Genomic DNA, 16886 nt, shown 5'->3' on the forward strand with positions numbered 1-16886 from the left:
AGCATGAGCTCTTATATTAGACCAGAACGGTCCGCTTTCAAATCTTTGCGAGCAGCGGCAAGTCGTCACAAACGAAAGCGCCGCCCACAGGCGGCGCTCCGATAGCGTTCAGGACTATGATCAGAACTCTTCCCAGCTCTGCTCCGCAGCGGCGGTATTGCCGCCGAAGGCACGCGCAACGCGGGCGACCGCGCGGCGCGCGGGTGAGGCGACCGGCTGGTGATGCTGCTGGCGGGCGACCGCCACCTGTGCATCATTCGAGACCTTGAAGCGGGAGATGAGGCGCACGAGGCCGTCGGCTTCGGCTGACAGCTTGTGGGTCGCAGCCGAGGTTTCCTCGACCATCGCGGCGTTCTGCTGGGTAACCTGGTCCATCTGGTTGACGGCGGTATTGACTTCCTTGAGGCCGGTCGACTGCTCCTTTGCCGCAGTCGCGATCGAATGGATGTGATCGTTGATGGCGATGACCCGCGTCTCGATCTCGGAGAGCGCTTCGCCCGTCGCCTGAACCAGCTTGACGCCGACCTGCACCTCATCGCCGGACTTGGTGATGAGCGCCTTGATGTCCTTGGCAGCCGTTGCCGAGCGCTGCGCAAGTTCGCGCACTTCCTGGGCCACGACAGCGAAGCCCTTACCGGCTTCACCGGCGCGGGCGGCCTCGACGCCGGCATTCAACGCAAGCAGGTTGGTCTGGAAGGCGATCTCATCGATGACGTTGATGATCTGGCTGATTTCGCGGGAGGCCTGTTCGATACGGCCCATGGCATCGACAGCGTTGCGAACCACGACGCCGGAGCGGCCGGCATTGTCCTTCGCCTCGGAGACCATGATGGTCGCTTCCTGGGCGCGTTCGGTCGAATTCTGAACGACAGCAGTGATTTCATCGAGAGCAGCGGAGGTTTCCTCAAGTGCTGCAGCCTGCTGTTCCGTGCGCTTGGAAAGATCGTCGCTGGCGTTCCTGAGTTCGTTGGTATTGCCGTTGATCGCTTCGGTTGTCTCGCGCACCTCGCGCATGGTCGACTGCAGCGTCACGAACGTGTTGTTGACGTTTTTCTGCAGTTCGGCAAAGGCACCCTGGAACTCGCCGCGCATGCTCTGCGTCAGGTCACCGTCAGCAAGGCTTGCAATGACGCGGCGGGTTTCGTCGACGCCGGCATCAACGCTCGACAGCAGCCGATTGATATTGCCGGCGAACTGGTTGAGGCTCTCGTCCTCATAATCCTTGCTGATACGGTGGCTGAAATCGCCGGCGGCTGCGGCCGCGACGACGACCGACATGCTGGACTGAAGGTCGTCGCTCTTTGCACGCATCGCCGCTTCCTGGGCGTTCATGCGCTGGATGACGAGACCGTTTTCCTTGAAGATGGCGACGGCAGCTGCCATCTCGCCGATTTCGTCCTTGCGACCAGCGAAGGGCACTTCCGCCTGGAAATTGCCGTCCGCGACGTCCTTGATCGCCTGCGTCACCTTCTTGATAGGCCGGCTCAGGTGGCTGGTGCCGATGTAAATGCCCATGCCAACGCCGACTGCGATGCCGATGCCGGTGATGCTCAGCACCAGCATCAGGATCCAGCTGCGGAAATCCTCGATCTGATCGTTGACGGCCGTCAGTTCGGCCTTGTCGGTGTTGACGATCGCGTCGATCTCGCCCTGGAAGGCCTTGCGGTTGGCGCGGTTGGCGTCGTTGTTGCCCTGTTCGTTGGCCGCCTGCGGGCTCACCTGCGTGCCGAGGCGAGCCGTCTCGGTGCGGAAGGTTCGGAACTCCTTGGCACGGTCCACAAGCTTGGTGAAGGAATCCTTCTGGCTGTCAGGCACAAGCGGCGTCCAACCGGCGATGACCTTGTCGATCTCATCCAGATCGGTCATCAGGCCCTTGGCAAAGGCGGGTGTCTGTTCGAGGCTCTTTGCAGCATAGATGCCGCGCGATTCCATGACGACGGCGGTGACGAAGCGGTTGAGGCGTTCGCCGGCATAGGCACGGGCCGCAGCATGCTCATAAGCCGTCAGGTTCGCGTTGTACTCGTGCATCGCCGACAGCGCAGTGGCACCGATCAACAGCGCAACGCCACCCATGACGGACACAAGAAGATTGATTTTGCCGCGAATTTTCAACGAACGCTCCTCGCTTCACACAATGCCCGGAAAGCAAATTCCCAGCCGATGCACTGAAAGATCGGGTAAATTCGTTAATGTTGTATTTCGAATATTAACAATAACAGCTACAAGAAATTACCTATATTTACTGTGATGCACGATATGCCCCGTCAAGATTCGAGCATCTTCGAGGAATAAAAGCTCTGGCTGCAAGCTTGCTGAAGCCTTGGGACGAAATATACAACCATATCGTGAACGGTCGTATTCGTTAACACCGGAGTGCGAAATCTTACTATCCCGCCGGGCCGCGGGAGCGAATCGGCCTGTCATAATTGACTTCGGCAGGCTTCATCCGTATAAGCCGCCGCACGTCCGGTCATTTCAGGTCTTCATGACCTCGCCCGTTCGAAAAACCACGCTCCTTGCATTATGCAAATTCAAGAAGGGCCGCACTCCGCGGTGTTAAAATAAATGAAGCGTACCTATCAGCCCTCGAAGCTTGTTCGCAAGCGCCGCCACGGTTTCCGTGCGCGTATGGCCACTAAGGGCGGCCGCAAGGTCATCGTTGCTCGCCGCGCACGCGGCCGCAAGCGTCTTTCGGCCTAAGGCCGGAATTGCCCGATAGAACATGACGGGCGAATTGAAGACCAATGAAGACAAAAAGACTGCCGGGCGGCTCAAGAGCCGCCCGCAGTTTCTTGCAGTCCGCGAAGGCGAAAAGCGCCGCGGCAGTCTCTTCCTTCTCGAGGTGCTGAACCGCAAGGAAGAAAGCGAAGCCCGCGTCGGCTTCACAGTCACCAAAAAACATGGCAACTCGGTCGAAAGAAACCGCATGCGGCGGCGCCTTAAAGAGGCGGTGCGGCTTCATGCAGGGTTTGCAATGCAGCCCGGACACGACTATGTGGTTGTCGCCCGCAGGGACGTATTGACGGCGTCCTTCGATGAACTGGCCGCGGAACTGAAAGCCCGCGTGGAAACCAGGCCGAAACACAGGCGCCCAAAAGACGAGCGCCCCAGGAACGTATGATGCAAAACAACCGCAATTACTTCATTGCGATCGCTCTCTCGGTGCTGATCGTCCTTGGCTGGCAATTCCTCTATATGAACCCTCGCATCGAGGCTCAGCGCAAGGCTCAGGAAGCCCAGAAGGCACAGCAGCAGACCGAGCAGACGCAACAGCCTGCCGCCGGCGGTCAAAGCGCGCAGCCGAACGGCGCAGCTCCCACCGGTCAGGCCACAGCGACGGCTACCCGCGAGGAAGCACTTGCAAAGTCGCCGCGCGTCATAATCGACACGGCTGCCCTCTCCGGCTCCATCAACCTCGCCGGTGCGCGCCTCGACGACCTGAGGCTGAAGGGCTATCACGAGACCGTCGATGACTCGAGCCCGATCATCACGCTCTTCTCGCCGGCTGAAACCAAGGACGGCTATTTCACCGAGTTCGGCTATATCGGCACTGACGCGACAGGCGCCGTTCCCGGCGCGTCTACCGTCTGGACCGCGCCTGAGGGTGCAAAGCTCACCGAAAAGACGCCGGTGACGCTGACCTATACCAACGACAAGGGCCTGACCTTTAGCCGGACGATTTCCGTCGACGACCGCTACATGTTCACCGTCGTCGACAAGATCACCAATAGCGGCGACGCCGCCGTATCCTTGTCCAATTATGGCCGCGTGACGCGCTACAACAAGCCGACGACGCCTTCGGTCTACGTGCTGCATGAGGGCTTCCTCGGCGTGCTCGGCGCAGGCAGCGGCATTTCCGAGAGCAAGTACACGGCGATCGAAAAGGAAAACCAGTCCAACCCGCAGGTCACTGGCGGCTGGATCGGCATTACCGACAAGTATTGGGCTGCGGCTCTCATCCCGAGCCAGACCGTTCCCTTCGATTCCCGCTTCTCGCATTTCACGGACGGTCAGCCGCGCTATCAGGCCGATTTCAAGGGTGAGGGCCTGTCGATCGCTCCCGGAGCGACGGTCGACGTCAAGAACCTCGTCTTTGCCGGCGCCAAGGAAGTGCCTGTCGTCGATGAATATGAAGCGAAATATTCCATCCCGAATTTCGATCGCCTGATCGACTGGGGCTGGTTCTGGTTCCTCACGCAGCCGATGTTCAAGCTGATGGACTTCTTCTTCCGCTACTTCGGCAATTTCGGCGTGGCGATCCTCTGCACGACCATCGTCGTCAAGGCGCTGTTCTTCCCGCTCGCCAGCAAGCAGTACGCTTCGATGGCGAACATGAAGCGCATGCAGCCGAAGATGGAAGAGCTGAAGGCAAAATTCGGCGACGACCGCATGGGCCTGCAGCAGGCGACGATGCAGCTCTACAAGGAAGAGAAGATCAATCCGATCGCCGGCTGCTGGCCGGTAGCACTGCAGATCCCGATCTTCTTCTCGCTCTACAAGGTGATCTACATCACCATCGAGATGCGCCATGCGCCGTTCTTCGGCTGGATCAAGGACCTTTCGGCACCCGATCCGACGACGATCGTCAACCTCTTCGGCCTGCTGCCCTTCGAAGCACCGGCCTTGCTGCATCTCGGCGTCTGGCCGCTGATCATGGGTGTCACCATGTTCGTGCAGATGCGCATGAACCCGACGCCACCCGACCCGACGCAAGCAATGATCTTCAACTGGATGCCGCTGGTGTTCATGTTCATGCTGGCAAGCTTCCCGGCCGGCCTCGTTATCTACTGGGCCTGGAACAATACGCTCTCGGTGCTGCAGCAGTCGGTGATCATGAGGCGTCACGGCGTGAAGATCGAGCTCTTCGACAATCTGAAGGGCCTGTTCAAGCGAAAACCGGCGCCATCGAAATAGTCGAAAAGCCCCGCTTCGGCGGGGCTTTTTGTTTCGGGCCACCCGATCACCTTGTGGGCTGAACCTTGACAATCCGCCTTAAAAACACGAAGCCGGTTTCATTCCGAACCCGGAGATTGCAGAATTAGCATGCCTGAAACCGCAAAGCCGCTCTTCGGCCACCCCTGGATCTTCATTCGCGGCGTTCCTTCCATGAAGTTCCTTCCGCCGGAAGGACCGCTGGAGGTGGCATTTGCCGGCCGCTCGAATGTCGGCAAATCGTCGCTGATCAATGCGCTGGTCGGCCAGAAGGGCCTGGCACGTACCTCCAACACGCCCGGCCGTACGCAGGAGCTCAACTACTTCGTTCCGGATGGATATTCGGGCGAAGCCGGCGACCTGCCGCCGATGGCGCTGGTCGATATGCCGGGCTATGGCTATGCGCAGGCACCGAAGGAACAGGTGGATAACTGGACGAAGCTCGTCTTCGACTATCTGCGCGGCCGCTCTACGCTGAAGCGCGTCTACGTGCTGATCGACAGCCGCCACGGCATCAAGAAGAATGACGACGATGTCCTGACGCTACTCGACAAGGCGGCCGTCTCCTACCAGGTCGTGCTGACCAAGACGGACAAGATCAAGGCGCCTTCCGTGCCGAAGCTGCTCGCAGAAACGGCAGAGAAAATCCGCAAGCGCCCGGCCGCCTATCCGGCCGTGCTTTCCACCTCTTCGGAAAAAAGCGAAGGGCTGGACGAGCTGCGCCAGGCGATCGCCGAAACGGTCGGTGTCGCCAACTGGAAATAAAAGAGGCGCCCCGAAGGACGCCTCCTGCCTCTGCCGATACTTGAAGCGTGTCGCGATCTTTCAGATTCGCTTGCCACGCTTTAAGTCTTTGTTTTTCGCATGTCGTTATCGCAAAACCGCCGCACGCTTTTGCGCGACATGCTTTAAGTTTACATCTTCGGCAGCAGCACCTTGTCGACGACGTGGATGACGCCGTTCGACTGCTTGACGTCGGCGATGGTGACGTGGGCAACGCCGCCGTTTTCATCCGTTAGCGTGATCTTGCCCATGCTTTCCTTTGCCTTGAGCACGCAACCGCCGACCGTCTTGATGTCGTGCTCGCCGCCATCGTCCTTGATCATCTTGGCGACGGTCTTTGACATGGCGTCAGCGGCAACGACGTGGCAGGTCAGGATCTTGACCAGCTTGTTCTTGTTTTCAGGTTTCAGCAGCGTTTCGACAGTGCCCTTCGGCAGGGCAGCGAATGCCTCGTTGGTCGGCGCGAAGACGGTAAAGGGACCCTTGCCTTCCAGAGTGCTGACGAGGCCGGCAGCCTTGACGGCTGCGACCAGGGTCGTGTGATCCTTGGAATTGACGGCGTTCTCGACGATGTTCTTGTTTTCGAACATGGCGGCACCGCCGACCGTCGGGTTCTTTGCCTGGGCGGCAAATGCAATTGCGGAAAAAGCGGCGGCGAGAACGGTTGCGCGCAAGGCGGACTTCAACATGATTTTCTCCTCTGCACCCGGTCGCAGCCGCTGGCTTTATGCCCTGCGCCGCCCGGATATCAGCAACTACGGAAGGCGCTGCAGAAGAGTTTCAGGAAACTGATTTTTGTTTTAAGGCCTGTGGATCGCACCGCTGGCGACGACGGGGCCGGTCGGCTGATGTGTGGGCGAGCCGCCAAATGACTCCAAGCTGACGGCCAGCGTCGCGCCATCGGAAATCTGGCTGCGCATATCCATCGGGATCACCAGTTCACCATTCATGCCGGGCTGGAAAATACCAAGGGAACGAGGCGTGCCGCCGCCAGGCATAAACCAGAGTTCGAGAGATTTCTCCTCCGGTTTGCCGGCCGCAACAGGCACAATCTTCAATCGGCCATTCTGAATATCGTAAGAGGCCGTCAGGTTGACCTGGTTGTTCTGTCCCGAGAGGTCCGCCACCAGCGGTGCCGATGCCGGAGGCTGGGGCACGAGACCCGAGGCGAAGGCGATGACGCCCAAGGTGACCGCAAGCGAGGCAAAAGTCAGCGAGCGCCAGAAAACGGCGGAATTCCAGAGTCCGTGTGAAAAGCGCGGTGGATTTTCTGCATCGGCAAAAAGGCGCGCCTCGATCTGCTTGAAGGTCTCGCGGCTCGGTGTGGCCGTGCCATATTCATCGTTGAAGCTGGAAAGATTGACCTCCCAGCGGCTGACGATGGCAGCAAACGGCCGGTCGCGGCGCATGCGCTCCTCGACGATCCTGCGGTCCTGAAGGGAGAGGACGCCCAGCACATATTCGCCGGCGAGAACCTCATCCCGGGAGCGGTCTCCCTTGCTTTTGTCGGGCGATGTCATCGTTCCATGCACTCTCTCAGTTTCAGCAGGCTGCGTCTTAGCCATGTCCGCACAGTATTCAGCGGGACACCAAACTGATCGGCCAGTTCCTGATAGCTCAGCCCTTCGACATAAGCCCGTTTCACCGCGACCGCACGATCAGCTTCCAACTCTTCCATGCAGGTGTCAATCCGCCTTCCTTCATCCTTAATCACGACTTGTGCTTCAGGATCGGGACCAGTATCGGCAATGCCGAGCACACTATCGATTTCGTCAGCTATGGGCTTGCGCGCTCTCAGCATGTCGATTGCCTGATTGCGGGCAATAGCCGCAAGCCAGGCAGCAGATGTCGCCGATCCTGCTGTGAAGGCACCGGCACGTTGCCATATCTTCACATAGACTTCCTGCAACACCTCCTCGGCTTCCGGCCTGCTATCCAGGATACGCAGGCAGATGGCGAAAAGTTTCGGGCTGGTCTGATTATAGAGCGCGGTGAAGGCCTTTCGGTCCCCGAGCGCGATGCGGCCAATCATTTCTGCAAAGTCGCCTGTCATGCCGCCCTCGATTGAACGATTTCCGGTTCAGTGGTTTCAATATGAACTGGCAAGTTCCCAGGTCGGCCTTAGATACGAAAAACTATTGCGTGCCGGATTATTCCCTCTGTCAAAAACTTGAGATAAAAGGCCGCGATCAATTGCGCGGGGTTCCCCATGAACGAGTCCGAAAGCGAAATGCAGGCACGTCTTCTTGCCCAGGCGCTGCCCTTCATGCAGCGTTATGAAAACAAGACGATCGTCGTGAAATACGGCGGCCACGCGATGGGCAATCCCGAGCTCGGCAAGGCCTTTGCCAGCGATATCGCACTTTTGAAGCAGTCCGGTGTCAATCCGATCGTCGTGCATGGCGGCGGCCCGCAGATCGGCGCGATGCTGACGAAGATGGGCATCGAGTCGAAGTTCGAAGGCGGCCTGCGCGTCACCGACCAGAAGACGGTCGAGATCGTCGAAATGGTGCTCGCCGGCTCGATCAACAAGGAAATCGTCGCGCTGATCAACCAGACCGGCGAATGGGCGATCGGCCTTTGTGGCAAGGACGGCAACATGGTCTTCGCCGAAAAGGCCCGCAAGACCGTCAAGGACCCCGATTCCAACATCGAACGTGTGCTCGATCTCGGCTTTGTCGGTGAAGTGGTGGAAGTCGACCGTACGCTGCTCGACCTCCTTGCCCGCTCCGAGATGATCCCGGTCATCGCTCCGGTTGCTCCGGGCCGCGACGGCGCGACCTACAACATCAATGCCGACACCTTTGCCGGCGCCATCGCCGGTGCGCTGAACGCCACCCGCTTATTGTTCCTGACAGATGTGCCTGGTGTGCTCGACAAACAGGGCCAGCTCATCAAGGAGCTGTCGGTGGCCGAAGCCAATGCGCTGATTGCCGATGGCACGATCTCCGGCGGCATGATCCCGAAGGTCGAAACCTGCATCGAGGCCATCAAGGCCGGCGTGCAGGGCGTTGTCATCCTGAACGGCAAGACCGCCCATTCCGTGCTGCTCGAAATCTTCACCGAGCACGGCGTCGGCACGCTGATCGTTCCCTGATCGAAAAAGGCGCCCTCTCGGGGCGCCTTTTTCCTATGCTTCGGCAAAACTCGTCGAGAGCGTCAGATCTTCCCAGGCATCGATTTCGGAGCTCAGGTTCCTGAGCTTGTCGCGGACAAGTGCAAGCGCGTCGGCGCCGAGCAGCAGATGGACTGGCGGGTTTTCAGCCTCCACCAATGCCATGACCGCTGCAGCCGCCTTGCGGGGATCGCCCGTCTGCTTGCCGCTCTTTTCCTCACGTGCCTGGCGAATAGGATCAAAGAGCGCATCGTAATCGGCGATGCTCCTGTCGGTACGAACCATCGAGCGCCCTGCCCAGTCGGTGCGGAACGAGCCGGGAGCTACCGCCGTGACGGCAATGCCGAAATCCTTCACTTCCTTCGCCAAAACCTCGCTCATGCCTTCCAGAGCAAATTTACTGCCGCAGTAATAAGCGATGCCTGGCATGGTGACGAAACCGCCCATCGATGTGATGTTGATGATATGGCCCGACCGCCGCTCGCGCATGAACGGCAGGACGGCCTTCATCATTCCGACGGCGCCGAAGACATTGACCTCGAATTGCCGACGCATTTCATCGATCGGCGATTCCTCCAATGTGCCCTCATGCCCATAGCCGGCATTGTTGATAAGAACATCTATCGGACCGATTGACCTCTCGATATCGGCAACGGCCGGCTCGATTGTCTCGATATCGGCGACGTCGAGATGGACGGCTGCGGCACGACCTGGCGCCAGGTTTTCAAACATGGCCGCCGCTTCATCATTCCGTACCGTTCCCACCACGCGGTGGCCCTTTTCCAGTGCGGCCTCAGCAAAGGCGCGGCCAAAGCCCGAGCTGACACCGGTGATCAGGAACCGCTTTTCAATTGAACTCATGGTGAACTCCTGTCCTGCTGCAAGCGCCACGCACAATGTGGCGCACACCGTCATTTGGCAGCGCAGGAGAGATAGTTCCAATATATTGCACAGACGAATGTGATATCTTAAAAGTATTGCATGGAGCTTCGCCATCTTCGTTATTTCATCGCGGTCGCTGAAGAATTGAATTTTACGCGCGCCGCGCGGAAGGTCGGCATCGGCCAGCCGCCACTCAGCAATCAGATACGCGATCTTGAAAACGAGATTGGTGCATCACTTTTCCGTCGCCTGTCGAATGGCGCGGAACTGACGGCAGCAGGCAAGGTTTTCCTGCCGGAAGCGCGCGCAATATTGCTGCAAGCCGAACAGGCCAAGCAATCCGCTATGCGTGCGGCGCGCGGCGAGCGCGGACGGCTGCGGATAGGCTTCACCAGCTCGGCAGTTTTCAATCCGATCGTACCCACCGTGGTCAATGCCTTTCGCGAGAAATACTCAGCCGTCGAACTCGATCTGGAGGAAGCACCCACTGCGCGATTGCTGGAGCTGCTGGATGCGGAAGAACTCGACGCCGTCTTTGTCCGCCCGGGGAGCGATGACCGCCTGCAGGCCCGATGTCACCTGCTCGCCGAAGAACCCATGGTCATTATCCTGCCATCAGGACATCCCCGATCGGAGGCGCAGACCTTGCGCCTTGATGAACTGACTGGAGAAATCTTTGTCCTCTTTCCGCGCGAGGCAGGTGCCGGCTTTTTCGACGATATCATCGCCGCGTGCCGGCGGGCGGGCTTTGAACCGCAGCTCGGACAATCGGCACCGCAGATCACCTCGATTGCCAGCCTGATCGCCGTCGGTCTCGGCGTCTCGATCGTGCCGGCAGACATGGTGAAGATCAATATTCCCGGTGTTCGCTACGTCGCAATTTCAGGCGAAGCGCCAACAGCACGGCTGACGCTCGCCACCCGCCGCGACGAGCGCTCTCCTATTGTCCGCAATTTCCTGGCTCAGGCCATCGGCATAATGCAGAGCTTCGCCAATAACGGTCAGTTGGCCGAATAGATCGCGGCCGCCGCTTCCTTCAGTTTTTCCATCATGGCCCGGTAAGGCCCCGGGCCATAGCTGATGCGTGAGACGCCGAGCCTTGCCAGCGCTGCCGGATCGGGTGCGCCCGTCTTCATCATGATATTGATCGGCAGCGTGGAGGCGGCGCAGATCTTCTCGATCAGCGCCGGTTCGATCAGGCCCGGCACGAAGAAGCCGCTGGCGCCTGCCGCCGCATAGGCCTTGCCGCGCTCGATCGCTGCGTCGACCAGACCAGCATGCCTGGAGCCATCGCCCTCCTGGAGGAAGAGGTCCGTACGAGCGTTGATGAAGAAATCGATGCCCCGTGCCTCGGCCATCTCTCTGATGGCGCGGATGCGCGCTGCCTGCGCCTCGATGGGATGAAGGCCGGCCTCGCCGACGCGCTGGTCCTCGAGATTGATACCCACGGCACCTGCCTCAATGAGCTTTGCGACATTGGCCGCGGCACCGGCGGGTTCCGTGGAATATCCGCCTTCGAAATCGACCGAGAGCGGCAGGTCGTTGACGGCCGTGATCGAGCGCGCCGTCTCGATCAGCGCATCCATCGGCAGTTTCTGGCCGTCGCCATAACCTTGGGCGGCGGCGACCGACCAGCTTCCGGTCGCAAGCGCTTTTGCGCCGGCCTCCGTCACAGCCTTGGCGGTTCCTGCATCCCAGATATTGTACAGAATGACGGGCTTGCCCTTGCGGTGCAGCGTGCCGAAAAGCTCGGCTTTTTCAGTCTGGTTCATGCTGTCTTCTCCAGGTCGGGTGCTTGTCCATTGATCTTTTCTTCATGCCGTAGCAGCCATTGCTTGCGCCAGAGTCCGCCGCCATAGCCCGTCAACGATCCGTCCGCACCGAGGATGCGGTGACAAGGTACGATGATGGCAAGCTGGTTTGCGCCATTGGCGCGGCCGACGGCACGCACCACCTCCGGCCGTTCCATCTCCCGCGCCAGATCGCCATAGGCGCGCGTCTGGCCGGCGGGAATTTCGATGAGTTTCGCCCAGACATGTTTTTCGAAGGGTGTGCCGCCGAGTGCCCGCGGCGTCTTGAAGGTGGTGAGCCTGCCTTCGAAATAGTCCCTGACCTCCGCCTCGATCTGGTCGATTGCCGGCGTGCGGCCAATCGCGACCGAGGAGCGAACACGCTTCTGCAGCGCTTCGAGTTCGGTCGGCAGTGCCTTGCGGTCGTGAAATTCGAGGAGATGCAGGTGCGTTCGGTCGGCCACGGCGACCATCGGCCCGAGCGGCGTGTCGAACCAGTCGGCAAAGAGCAGTTCGCGGTTCTGCGAGAGCACCGGCGCCTTGCCGACAAGGCGTTGGAAAGCCGCCCGGAAGCCACTCGGGGACTCATACCCCGCATCGAGCTGCGCATCAATGACACGCGCACCATCGGCGAGCTGCCGCGCTGCCTCACCCAGCCGGCGATAGCGAACGATATCGTGGAAGGTCATGCCGAGCGCTCGCTTGAAAGCGCGGCGCACCGTCGATGGATCATATCCTCGGCGCACAAGCTCATCTTCCGTCCAGCGCACCTCCGGTTCGCTGTCGAGCCGCGCCAGCAGTTCATCAACGATCGGTTCCCTGCCCGGATGCTCCAGCGGCCTGCAGCGCTGGCAGGGGCGGAAGCCGGAATGCATGCAGGCGGCGATCGTATCGAAGAAGATGGTGTTTTCCCGCTTCGGCTTGCGCGCCGGACAGGTCAGACGGCAGAAGATGCCTGTCGTCTTGACGCAGACATAGGCTTGGCCCTCATAATCGGCGCTGCGCGCGATCAGGGCATCGTAGAGCGTGTCGTCATCGGGGCGTTCGAAAAGCATGTCCGCTTTCTAACACCCTCCGCCTGCGCCGTCCGCCGAAAATCGGGCGTCTATTTTATTCCGCAGCGTCGAGGCTCTTCACATTCCGCTGCGGGCGCAGCATGGATTCCTCCTCCGCATCCTGTGGCGCGCCCCAGAAATTCTCAAGAGTCGGGCCATCCTTGAGATGACGGCGGCGAAAGAAGAATTCGACGATCTCGTGAAACCAGACACGGCGGCCCATCTGCGTGTACCAGCGCATGGAATGGCGCTGTTCCGGATCGCGATGAAAGAGGATGCGCAGCAGCGCCTTCGGCCGCGCCTGGACAGCGACCTCGATCAGCTTGACGCAGGCGGTCAGCACGAGCGGATTCAGGTGCCGCATCTTCAGGACCTGATGCTTGTAGTCCCATTTACGGATATCGGTCTCGATCACCTGCCGTTCTCGGGCGATACGGAAGAAGGGCGTCCAGCGATGCGGCGTCACATAGAGCGCCTGGATCTGGTCTGGATCATAGGAGAGAAGTTGGCGGAAACCGCGCCAGAGATCGCTCAGCCTCTCCTCTTCGAAACCGACAACCCAGGTCGCCATGGAGAGGATATCGTGCTGGCGCAGGAGGCGGATCGCCTCGCGATCGGTTGTCTTGGCTCCGCCCTTCTTGATCAGGGCCAGAGTTGCCTCGTCGGTGTTTTCCATGCCGAGCAGCCAGCGCACGACGCCTGCCTTACGGTAGAGGTGCAGGATATCGGCATCCCGAACGATATCATCTGCCCGTGTCGAACCGACGATCTGCACGGGCACATTCTCGGCGATCATCGCTTCGAGGAAAGCCAGCCAGGCTTTTCGCGAGGATGTCGGGTTCTCGTCGGCGAGGTTGATGAGTTCGACACCCTCTTCGCGATGGAGCCTTGCGATCTCGCGAGCGAAAAGCTCCGGCGAGCGGTGACGCCAACGGGTCCAGAAGCCTCGCTGACCACAATAATTGCAGAGATGCGGGCAGCCGCGGGAAAACTGCATGACGACGGCGCGTTTGCCGCCCCAGTAGCTGTAGTTCCGATGGTCGATCAGCTCCCAGCCGACGCGGTAGGAATCAAGATCGGCGATCGCCTGCGATGGCTGTGTTGCCAGCACCTCGCCGTGGCCATCGCGAAAGGCGATTCCGGGGATGGTCGCGAGCGGACGGTTCGCCGCCAGGGCATCGGCTAGGCGCCGCATCGTTTCCTCGCCCTCGCCGCGCACGACGATATCGAATGCCCCGGTCTCGGCGAGCACCTCTCGCCAGTGATAGGTGGGAAACACGCCGCCATAGATGATGGAGATTTTGGGATCGCCGCGCTTGATAGCTTCTGCGATAACGCGGGCAGTGGGATGGGCCGACGTCGAGCCGGAATGGCCGATCAGCACAAGATCCGGACTCCCGCCCACGACCCGGCTGACGATGTCTGCAATCGTCAGCGGCCCGAATTCTGCATCGATGAGGCTGACGATATGACCATCGTCGATCAGCGGACCTGCAATAGAAAGAAGGCCGAGCGGTGGAAGATGATCATCGGGAATGCGGCTGCCGATCGCGGTATGCGGCGGATTTATCAGAATAATCTTCATGCGACTTCACCCTTGCGGGCCCCCTGTCTGACGCAAGCAGAGGTCATCAGCGATCGGTGGCGAAAGTCAGCCAAAATCTCTCAAAAGTTGTGAAAATCTGGCGGCATTTTTAGGGAATCTTGGGTGGGCCGGACCTGCAAGCAAAAGCCTTTGGTTTCCCGCCGCGGCCATGCCATAAGGGCGGCTATGACAAAGATCGACCGTACGCCTAGCAAGAACGATTTCGAGCATGTGACCGAATGGGTCTTCGACCTCGACAACACGCTCTATCCGCATCATGTCAATCTCTTCGCGCAGATCGACAAGAACATGACGGCCTATGTCTCGGCGCTTCTGCAAATGGGGCAGGAAGAGGCCCGCAAGCTGCAGAAGCAGTACTATTACGATCACGGCACGACGCTGCAGGGGCTGATGATCCATCACGGCGTCGATCCCAACGACTTCCTCGAAAAGGCGCATGCGATCGACTACACGGCGCTCACCCCGCAGCCGGAACTCGCCGAAGCCATCAAATCCCTGCCGGGGCGCAAGTTCATCTTCACAAATGGCAGCGTCCAGCATGCACAGGCGACGGCCGGCGCGCTCGGCATCCTCGACCATTTCGACGACATATTCGATATCGTCGCGGCCGACTATCTGCCGAAGCCGGCGCAGGCGACCTACGACAAATTCACGGCGCTGAAAAAGGTCGAGACCGGCAAGGCCGCAATGTTCGAGGACCTGCCGCGCAATCTCACCGTACCGAAGGCGCTCGGCATGCAGACCGTTCTGCTCGTCCCGCGCAATCTGGAAGAGACGGTCGTAGAATGGTGGGAGAAAACGAGCGGCGAGGATGATCACATCGATTTCGTCACCGACGATCTCGCTGATTTCCTGAAGAAGATTACCGGCTAGCTTACCAAAGTTTCATCCGTCTTACAGATGTTTAACTCGGCCGTGGCACTGTTCGGTCCTACCTTTCGTATCGAGGGACATCCTACGAAAGGACGCACTGATATGTACCGCAACAAGCTTATCCTGACGGCGCTTTCCTCTGTTCTTCTCCTCGGCGCAGCCGCCGGGTCCAGCTTCGCAGCCCCAGGCGACCAGGCCGATCATCCAGGCCACCATGGCAAAATGCAGCATAGCATGATGGGCGGTCCGCGTGGCGAGGCCTTCCGCGAAATCGCCTTCGTGCGCATGCTGAAGCAGTTCGATACCAACAAGGACGGACAGATTTCCAAACAGGAGGCGACCGATGGCATGGAGAAGATCTTTGCCGCTATTGACGCCAACCACGACGGCTCGCTGACCCCCGGCGAAATCCGCGAATACCGCCAGGCGCAGTTCAAGGCGCGCCGCGAAGCGGTTTCGGCCAAGCAGGGCAATGCGGATGAGAAAGCAGATCCGAAGACGGCCGACAACAATGGTCATGGCCGGCCCGATCACGACGGCCATCATGGAATGAACATGCGCATCATGGGCGCCTCGCTGATGATGCATCGCATCGATACCGATGAGAATGGCCAAATCAGCAAGCAGGAGGCGGAAACCGCCTTCAACAAGTTCTTCGATCGCATGGACCGCAACAAGGACGGCGTGATCTCGATTGATGACATGCCGGACCATCCCTTCCTCTAGGAGGAAATGACAGATCCTTTGCTAGGTATCGCGAGGGGTTTGCCCCTCACCCGAAACCCTCTTCCCGCCTTGCGGGGAGAGGGTTTTTCGTTGCGACCTTTAGAGATGACCCTCGCGGTGCTCGTAGAAATCCTGGACGATCTTCCAGGCTTCGTCAGCGGTATCGACGAAGCTGATCAGGTTCACGTCTTCAGGGGCGATCGTCCCGAATTCCGCAAGCGCCTCGAAGTTGATGATGCTGTGCCAGAATTTCGAACCGAAGAGCAGCAGCGGGATTCGCTCCATGCGACCGGTCTGGATCAGCGTCAGGCATTCGAAGAATTCGTCCAGCGTTCCGAAGCCGCCGGGGAAGACTGCGACTGCCTTGGCGCGCACCATGAAATGCATCTTGCGGATCGCGAAATAGTGGAAGTTGAAGCTGAGCTCGGGCGTCACATAGGCATTCGGCGCCTGCTCGTGCGGCAGCACGATGTTGAGGCCGATCGATGGGGCTCCCTCATCCGCCGCGCCGCGGTTTCCCGCTTCCATGACGCCGGGGCCACCGCCGGTGACCACGACATATTCGTGGAAATCGAAACCGGCCGCATAGCGCGAGCAGAGACGGGCGAATTTGCGGGCCTCGTCATAATAGACCGATGCCGCTTCGAGGTTAACACGCTGGGTCTCGTTGCGGGCAGCCCAGGCACTCTGGCCGGGTGCCGGAATGCGGGCGCCGCCGAACATGACGACAGTCGACTTGATGCCGCGCTCAGCCAGCATCATCTCGACTTTCAGAAGCTCGAGCTGCAGGCGGATCGGCCGCAGCTCCTCGCGGCAGAGGAAGTCCTCATCCACATAGGCAAGGCGATAGGCCGGCGAGAGCGTCTGCGGCGTCTTCGGAACCGCTTCCGCGCGCTGCCTGTCGGTCGAACTGCTCTTTAGCGGGTCCCAGACGCCATCCTTGCGCCGTGCACCGCCGTTTCTTGCCTTTGCCATGTCGAAATGCCTTTCAGTATCACCGGTCACGAGTGATCGGATATGTCGCTATAACGCCTTGAATCCAGATATGATCTTGTCCGAAAAATTATTCCATTTTACGGGCGCATGCTGTAGATCGGGTGACAGCCCGCCAACCGCAATTCCGG

General features: G+C 59.7%; 17 protein-coding genes. 8 read left to right on the forward strand and 9 right to left on the reverse strand.

The features are described 5' to 3' along the window. Positions 1–120: 120 nt before the first annotated feature. On the reverse strand, positions 121–2112 hold the full coding sequence (locus AC1DUP_RS07970) for a methyl-accepting chemotaxis protein (RefSeq protein WP_477832366.1): 1992 nt from the start codon (positions 2110–2112) through the stop codon (positions 121–123). A 453-nt stretch (positions 2113–2565) separates the two neighbouring features. On the opposite strand from AC1DUP_RS07970, the gene rpmH reads away from it, so the two are divergent. From rpmH to yihA, 4 genes are all read left to right on the forward strand, one after another. Further along, the gene (gene rpmH, locus AC1DUP_RS07975) at positions 2566–2700 is read left to right on the forward strand and encodes a 50S ribosomal protein L34 (RefSeq protein WP_016552555.1); all 135 of its coding nucleotides are present in this window, start codon (positions 2566–2568) and stop codon (positions 2698–2700) included. Positions 2701–2722: 22 nt separating this feature from the next. After that, on the forward strand, positions 2723–3121 hold the full coding sequence (gene rnpA, locus AC1DUP_RS07980; protein ID WP_113298390.1) for a ribonuclease P protein component: 399 nt from the start codon (positions 2723–2725) through the stop codon (positions 3119–3121). Next, on the forward strand, positions 3121–4914 hold the full coding sequence (gene yidC / locus AC1DUP_RS07985; protein WP_113307055.1) for a membrane protein insertase YidC: 1794 nt from the start codon (positions 3121–3123) through the stop codon (positions 4912–4914). Before rnpA ends, yidC begins: the two co-directional genes overlap by 1 nt. A 129-nt stretch (positions 4915–5043) precedes the next feature. Next, entirely contained in the window at positions 5044–5697 is a 654-nt protein-coding gene (yihA, locus tag AC1DUP_RS07990) for a ribosome biogenesis GTP-binding protein YihA/YsxC (RefSeq protein WP_113507459.1), read from the forward strand. A 149-nt stretch (positions 5698–5846) separates the two neighbouring features. Here yihA and AC1DUP_RS07995 read toward each other — a convergent pair whose 3' ends face one another. The 3 genes from AC1DUP_RS07995 to AC1DUP_RS08005 all read right to left on the reverse strand — a co-directional run bounded on the left by AC1DUP_RS07995 (position 5847) and on the right by AC1DUP_RS08005 (position 7768). Continuing rightward, complete coding sequence (locus AC1DUP_RS07995) at positions 5847–6404, reverse strand: fasciclin domain-containing protein (protein ID WP_113307057.1); 558 nt, start codon at positions 6402–6404, stop codon at positions 5847–5849. Positions 6405–6515: 111 nt separating this feature from the next. Continuing rightward, on the reverse strand, positions 6516–7235 hold the full coding sequence (locus AC1DUP_RS08000) for an anti-sigma factor (RefSeq protein ID WP_477832367.1): 720 nt from the start codon (positions 7233–7235) through the stop codon (positions 6516–6518). Continuing rightward, complete coding sequence (locus AC1DUP_RS08005) at positions 7232–7768, reverse strand: sigma-70 family RNA polymerase sigma factor (RefSeq protein ID WP_477832368.1); 537 nt, start codon at positions 7766–7768, stop codon at positions 7232–7234. The genes AC1DUP_RS08000 and AC1DUP_RS08005 overlap by 4 nt, the downstream gene beginning before the upstream one ends. 156 nt (positions 7769–7924) lie before the next feature. On the opposite strand from AC1DUP_RS08005, the gene argB reads away from it, so the two are divergent. Beyond that, entirely contained in the window at positions 7925–8812 is an 888-nt protein-coding gene (argB, locus tag AC1DUP_RS08010; protein WP_113307059.1) for an acetylglutamate kinase, read from the forward strand. Between the two features lie 33 nt (positions 8813–8845). On the opposite strand, the gene AC1DUP_RS08015 is transcribed toward argB, so the two are convergent. After that, on the reverse strand, positions 8846–9691 hold the full coding sequence (locus tag AC1DUP_RS08015; RefSeq protein WP_477832369.1) for an oxidoreductase: 846 nt from the start codon (positions 9689–9691) through the stop codon (positions 8846–8848). A gap of 120 nt (positions 9692–9811) precedes the next feature. On the opposite strand from AC1DUP_RS08015, the gene AC1DUP_RS08020 reads away from it, so the two are divergent. Beyond that, positions 9812–10729 carry a LysR family transcriptional regulator gene (locus AC1DUP_RS08020; protein WP_477832370.1) on the forward strand — a complete coding sequence of 306 codons (918 nt, stop codon included), beginning with the start codon at positions 9812–9814 and terminating at the stop codon, positions 10727–10729. On the opposite strand, the gene AC1DUP_RS08025 is transcribed toward AC1DUP_RS08020, so the two are convergent. From AC1DUP_RS08025 to bchE, 3 genes are read right to left on the reverse strand one after another with little or no spacing between them, the layout of a single operon-like run. Beyond that, positions 10714–11484: an isocitrate lyase/PEP mutase family protein gene (locus tag AC1DUP_RS08025; RefSeq protein ID WP_477832371.1), complete on the reverse strand. Its 771-nt coding sequence runs from the start codon at positions 11482–11484 to the stop codon at positions 10714–10716. The two genes, AC1DUP_RS08020 and AC1DUP_RS08025, sit on opposite strands and share 16 nt — an antisense overlap. Next, positions 11481–12557 (reverse strand): bifunctional transcriptional activator/DNA repair enzyme AdaA, encoded by a 1077-nt coding sequence (locus tag AC1DUP_RS08030; protein WP_477832372.1) that lies wholly within the window; start codon positions 12555–12557, stop codon positions 11481–11483. The genes AC1DUP_RS08025 and AC1DUP_RS08030 overlap by 4 nt, the downstream gene beginning before the upstream one ends. A 55-nt stretch (positions 12558–12612) precedes the next feature. After that, complete coding sequence (gene bchE / locus AC1DUP_RS08035) at positions 12613–14142, reverse strand: magnesium-protoporphyrin IX monomethyl ester anaerobic oxidative cyclase (RefSeq protein ID WP_477832373.1); 1530 nt, start codon at positions 14140–14142, stop codon at positions 12613–12615. Positions 14143–14328: 186 nt separating this feature from the next. Between bchE and AC1DUP_RS08040 the strand changes: the two genes are divergently transcribed. Then, positions 14329–15036 carry a pyrimidine 5'-nucleotidase gene (locus AC1DUP_RS08040; protein WP_477832374.1) on the forward strand — a complete coding sequence of 236 codons (708 nt, stop codon included), beginning with the start codon at positions 14329–14331 and terminating at the stop codon, positions 15034–15036. A gap of 102 nt (positions 15037–15138) precedes the next feature. After that, positions 15139–15762 carry an EF-hand domain-containing protein gene (locus AC1DUP_RS08045; RefSeq protein WP_477832375.1) on the forward strand — a complete coding sequence of 208 codons (624 nt, stop codon included), beginning with the start codon at positions 15139–15141 and terminating at the stop codon, positions 15760–15762. Positions 15763–15861: 99 nt separating this feature from the next. Here AC1DUP_RS08045 and AC1DUP_RS08050 read toward each other — a convergent pair whose 3' ends face one another. Further along, complete coding sequence (locus AC1DUP_RS08050; protein WP_113298377.1) at positions 15862–16737, reverse strand: LOG family protein; 876 nt, start codon at positions 16735–16737, stop codon at positions 15862–15864. Positions 16738–16886: the final 149 nt, after the last annotated feature.

This window comes from Rhizobium sp. 01L419, assembly GCF_056400025.1.

What these genes read in the sequence shown, in the direction of transcription:
- AC1DUP_RS08045 (WP_477832375.1), top strand. Translation starts at nt 15,139, where the DNA reads ATGTACCGCAACAAGCTTATCCTGACGGCGCTTTCCTCTGTTCTTCTC.
- AC1DUP_RS08020 (WP_477832370.1), top strand. Translation starts at nt 9,812, where the DNA reads ATGGAGCTTCGCCATCTTCGTTATTTCATCGCGGTCGCTGAAGAATTG.
- AC1DUP_RS08005 (WP_477832368.1), bottom strand. Translation starts at nt 7,768, where the DNA reads ATGACAGGCGACTTTGCAGAAATGATTGGCCGCATCGCGCTCGGGGAC.
- argB (WP_113307059.1), top strand. Translation starts at nt 7,925, where the DNA reads ATGAACGAGTCCGAAAGCGAAATGCAGGCACGTCTTCTTGCCCAGGCG.
- yidC (WP_113307055.1), top strand. Translation starts at nt 3,121, where the DNA reads ATGCAAAACAACCGCAATTACTTCATTGCGATCGCTCTCTCGGTGCTG.
- AC1DUP_RS08015 (WP_477832369.1), bottom strand. Translation starts at nt 9,691, where the DNA reads ATGAGTTCAATTGAAAAGCGGTTCCTGATCACCGGTGTCAGCTCGGGC.
- AC1DUP_RS08040 (WP_477832374.1), top strand. Translation starts at nt 14,329, where the DNA reads ATGACAAAGATCGACCGTACGCCTAGCAAGAACGATTTCGAGCATGTG.
- AC1DUP_RS08050 (WP_113298377.1), bottom strand. Translation starts at nt 16,737, where the DNA reads ATGGCAAAGGCAAGAAACGGCGGTGCACGGCGCAAGGATGGCGTCTGG.
- AC1DUP_RS07995 (WP_113307057.1), bottom strand. Translation starts at nt 6,404, where the DNA reads ATGTTGAAGTCCGCCTTGCGCGCAACCGTTCTCGCCGCCGCTTTTTCC.
- bchE (WP_477832373.1), bottom strand. Translation starts at nt 14,142, where the DNA reads ATGAAGATTATTCTGATAAATCCGCCGCATACCGCGATCGGCAGCCGC.
- yihA (WP_113507459.1), top strand. Translation starts at nt 5,044, where the DNA reads ATGCCTGAAACCGCAAAGCCGCTCTTCGGCCACCCCTGGATCTTCATT.
- AC1DUP_RS08000 (WP_477832367.1), bottom strand. Translation starts at nt 7,235, where the DNA reads ATGACATCGCCCGACAAAAGCAAGGGAGACCGCTCCCGGGATGAGGTT.
- AC1DUP_RS08030 (WP_477832372.1), bottom strand. Translation starts at nt 12,557, where the DNA reads ATGCTTTTCGAACGCCCCGATGACGACACGCTCTACGATGCCCTGATC.
- AC1DUP_RS08025 (WP_477832371.1), bottom strand. Translation starts at nt 11,484, where the DNA reads ATGAACCAGACTGAAAAAGCCGAGCTTTTCGGCACGCTGCACCGCAAG.
- rnpA (WP_113298390.1), top strand. Translation starts at nt 2,723, where the DNA reads ATGACGGGCGAATTGAAGACCAATGAAGACAAAAAGACTGCCGGGCGG.
- rpmH (WP_016552555.1), top strand. Translation starts at nt 2,566, where the DNA reads ATGAAGCGTACCTATCAGCCCTCGAAGCTTGTTCGCAAGCGCCGCCAC.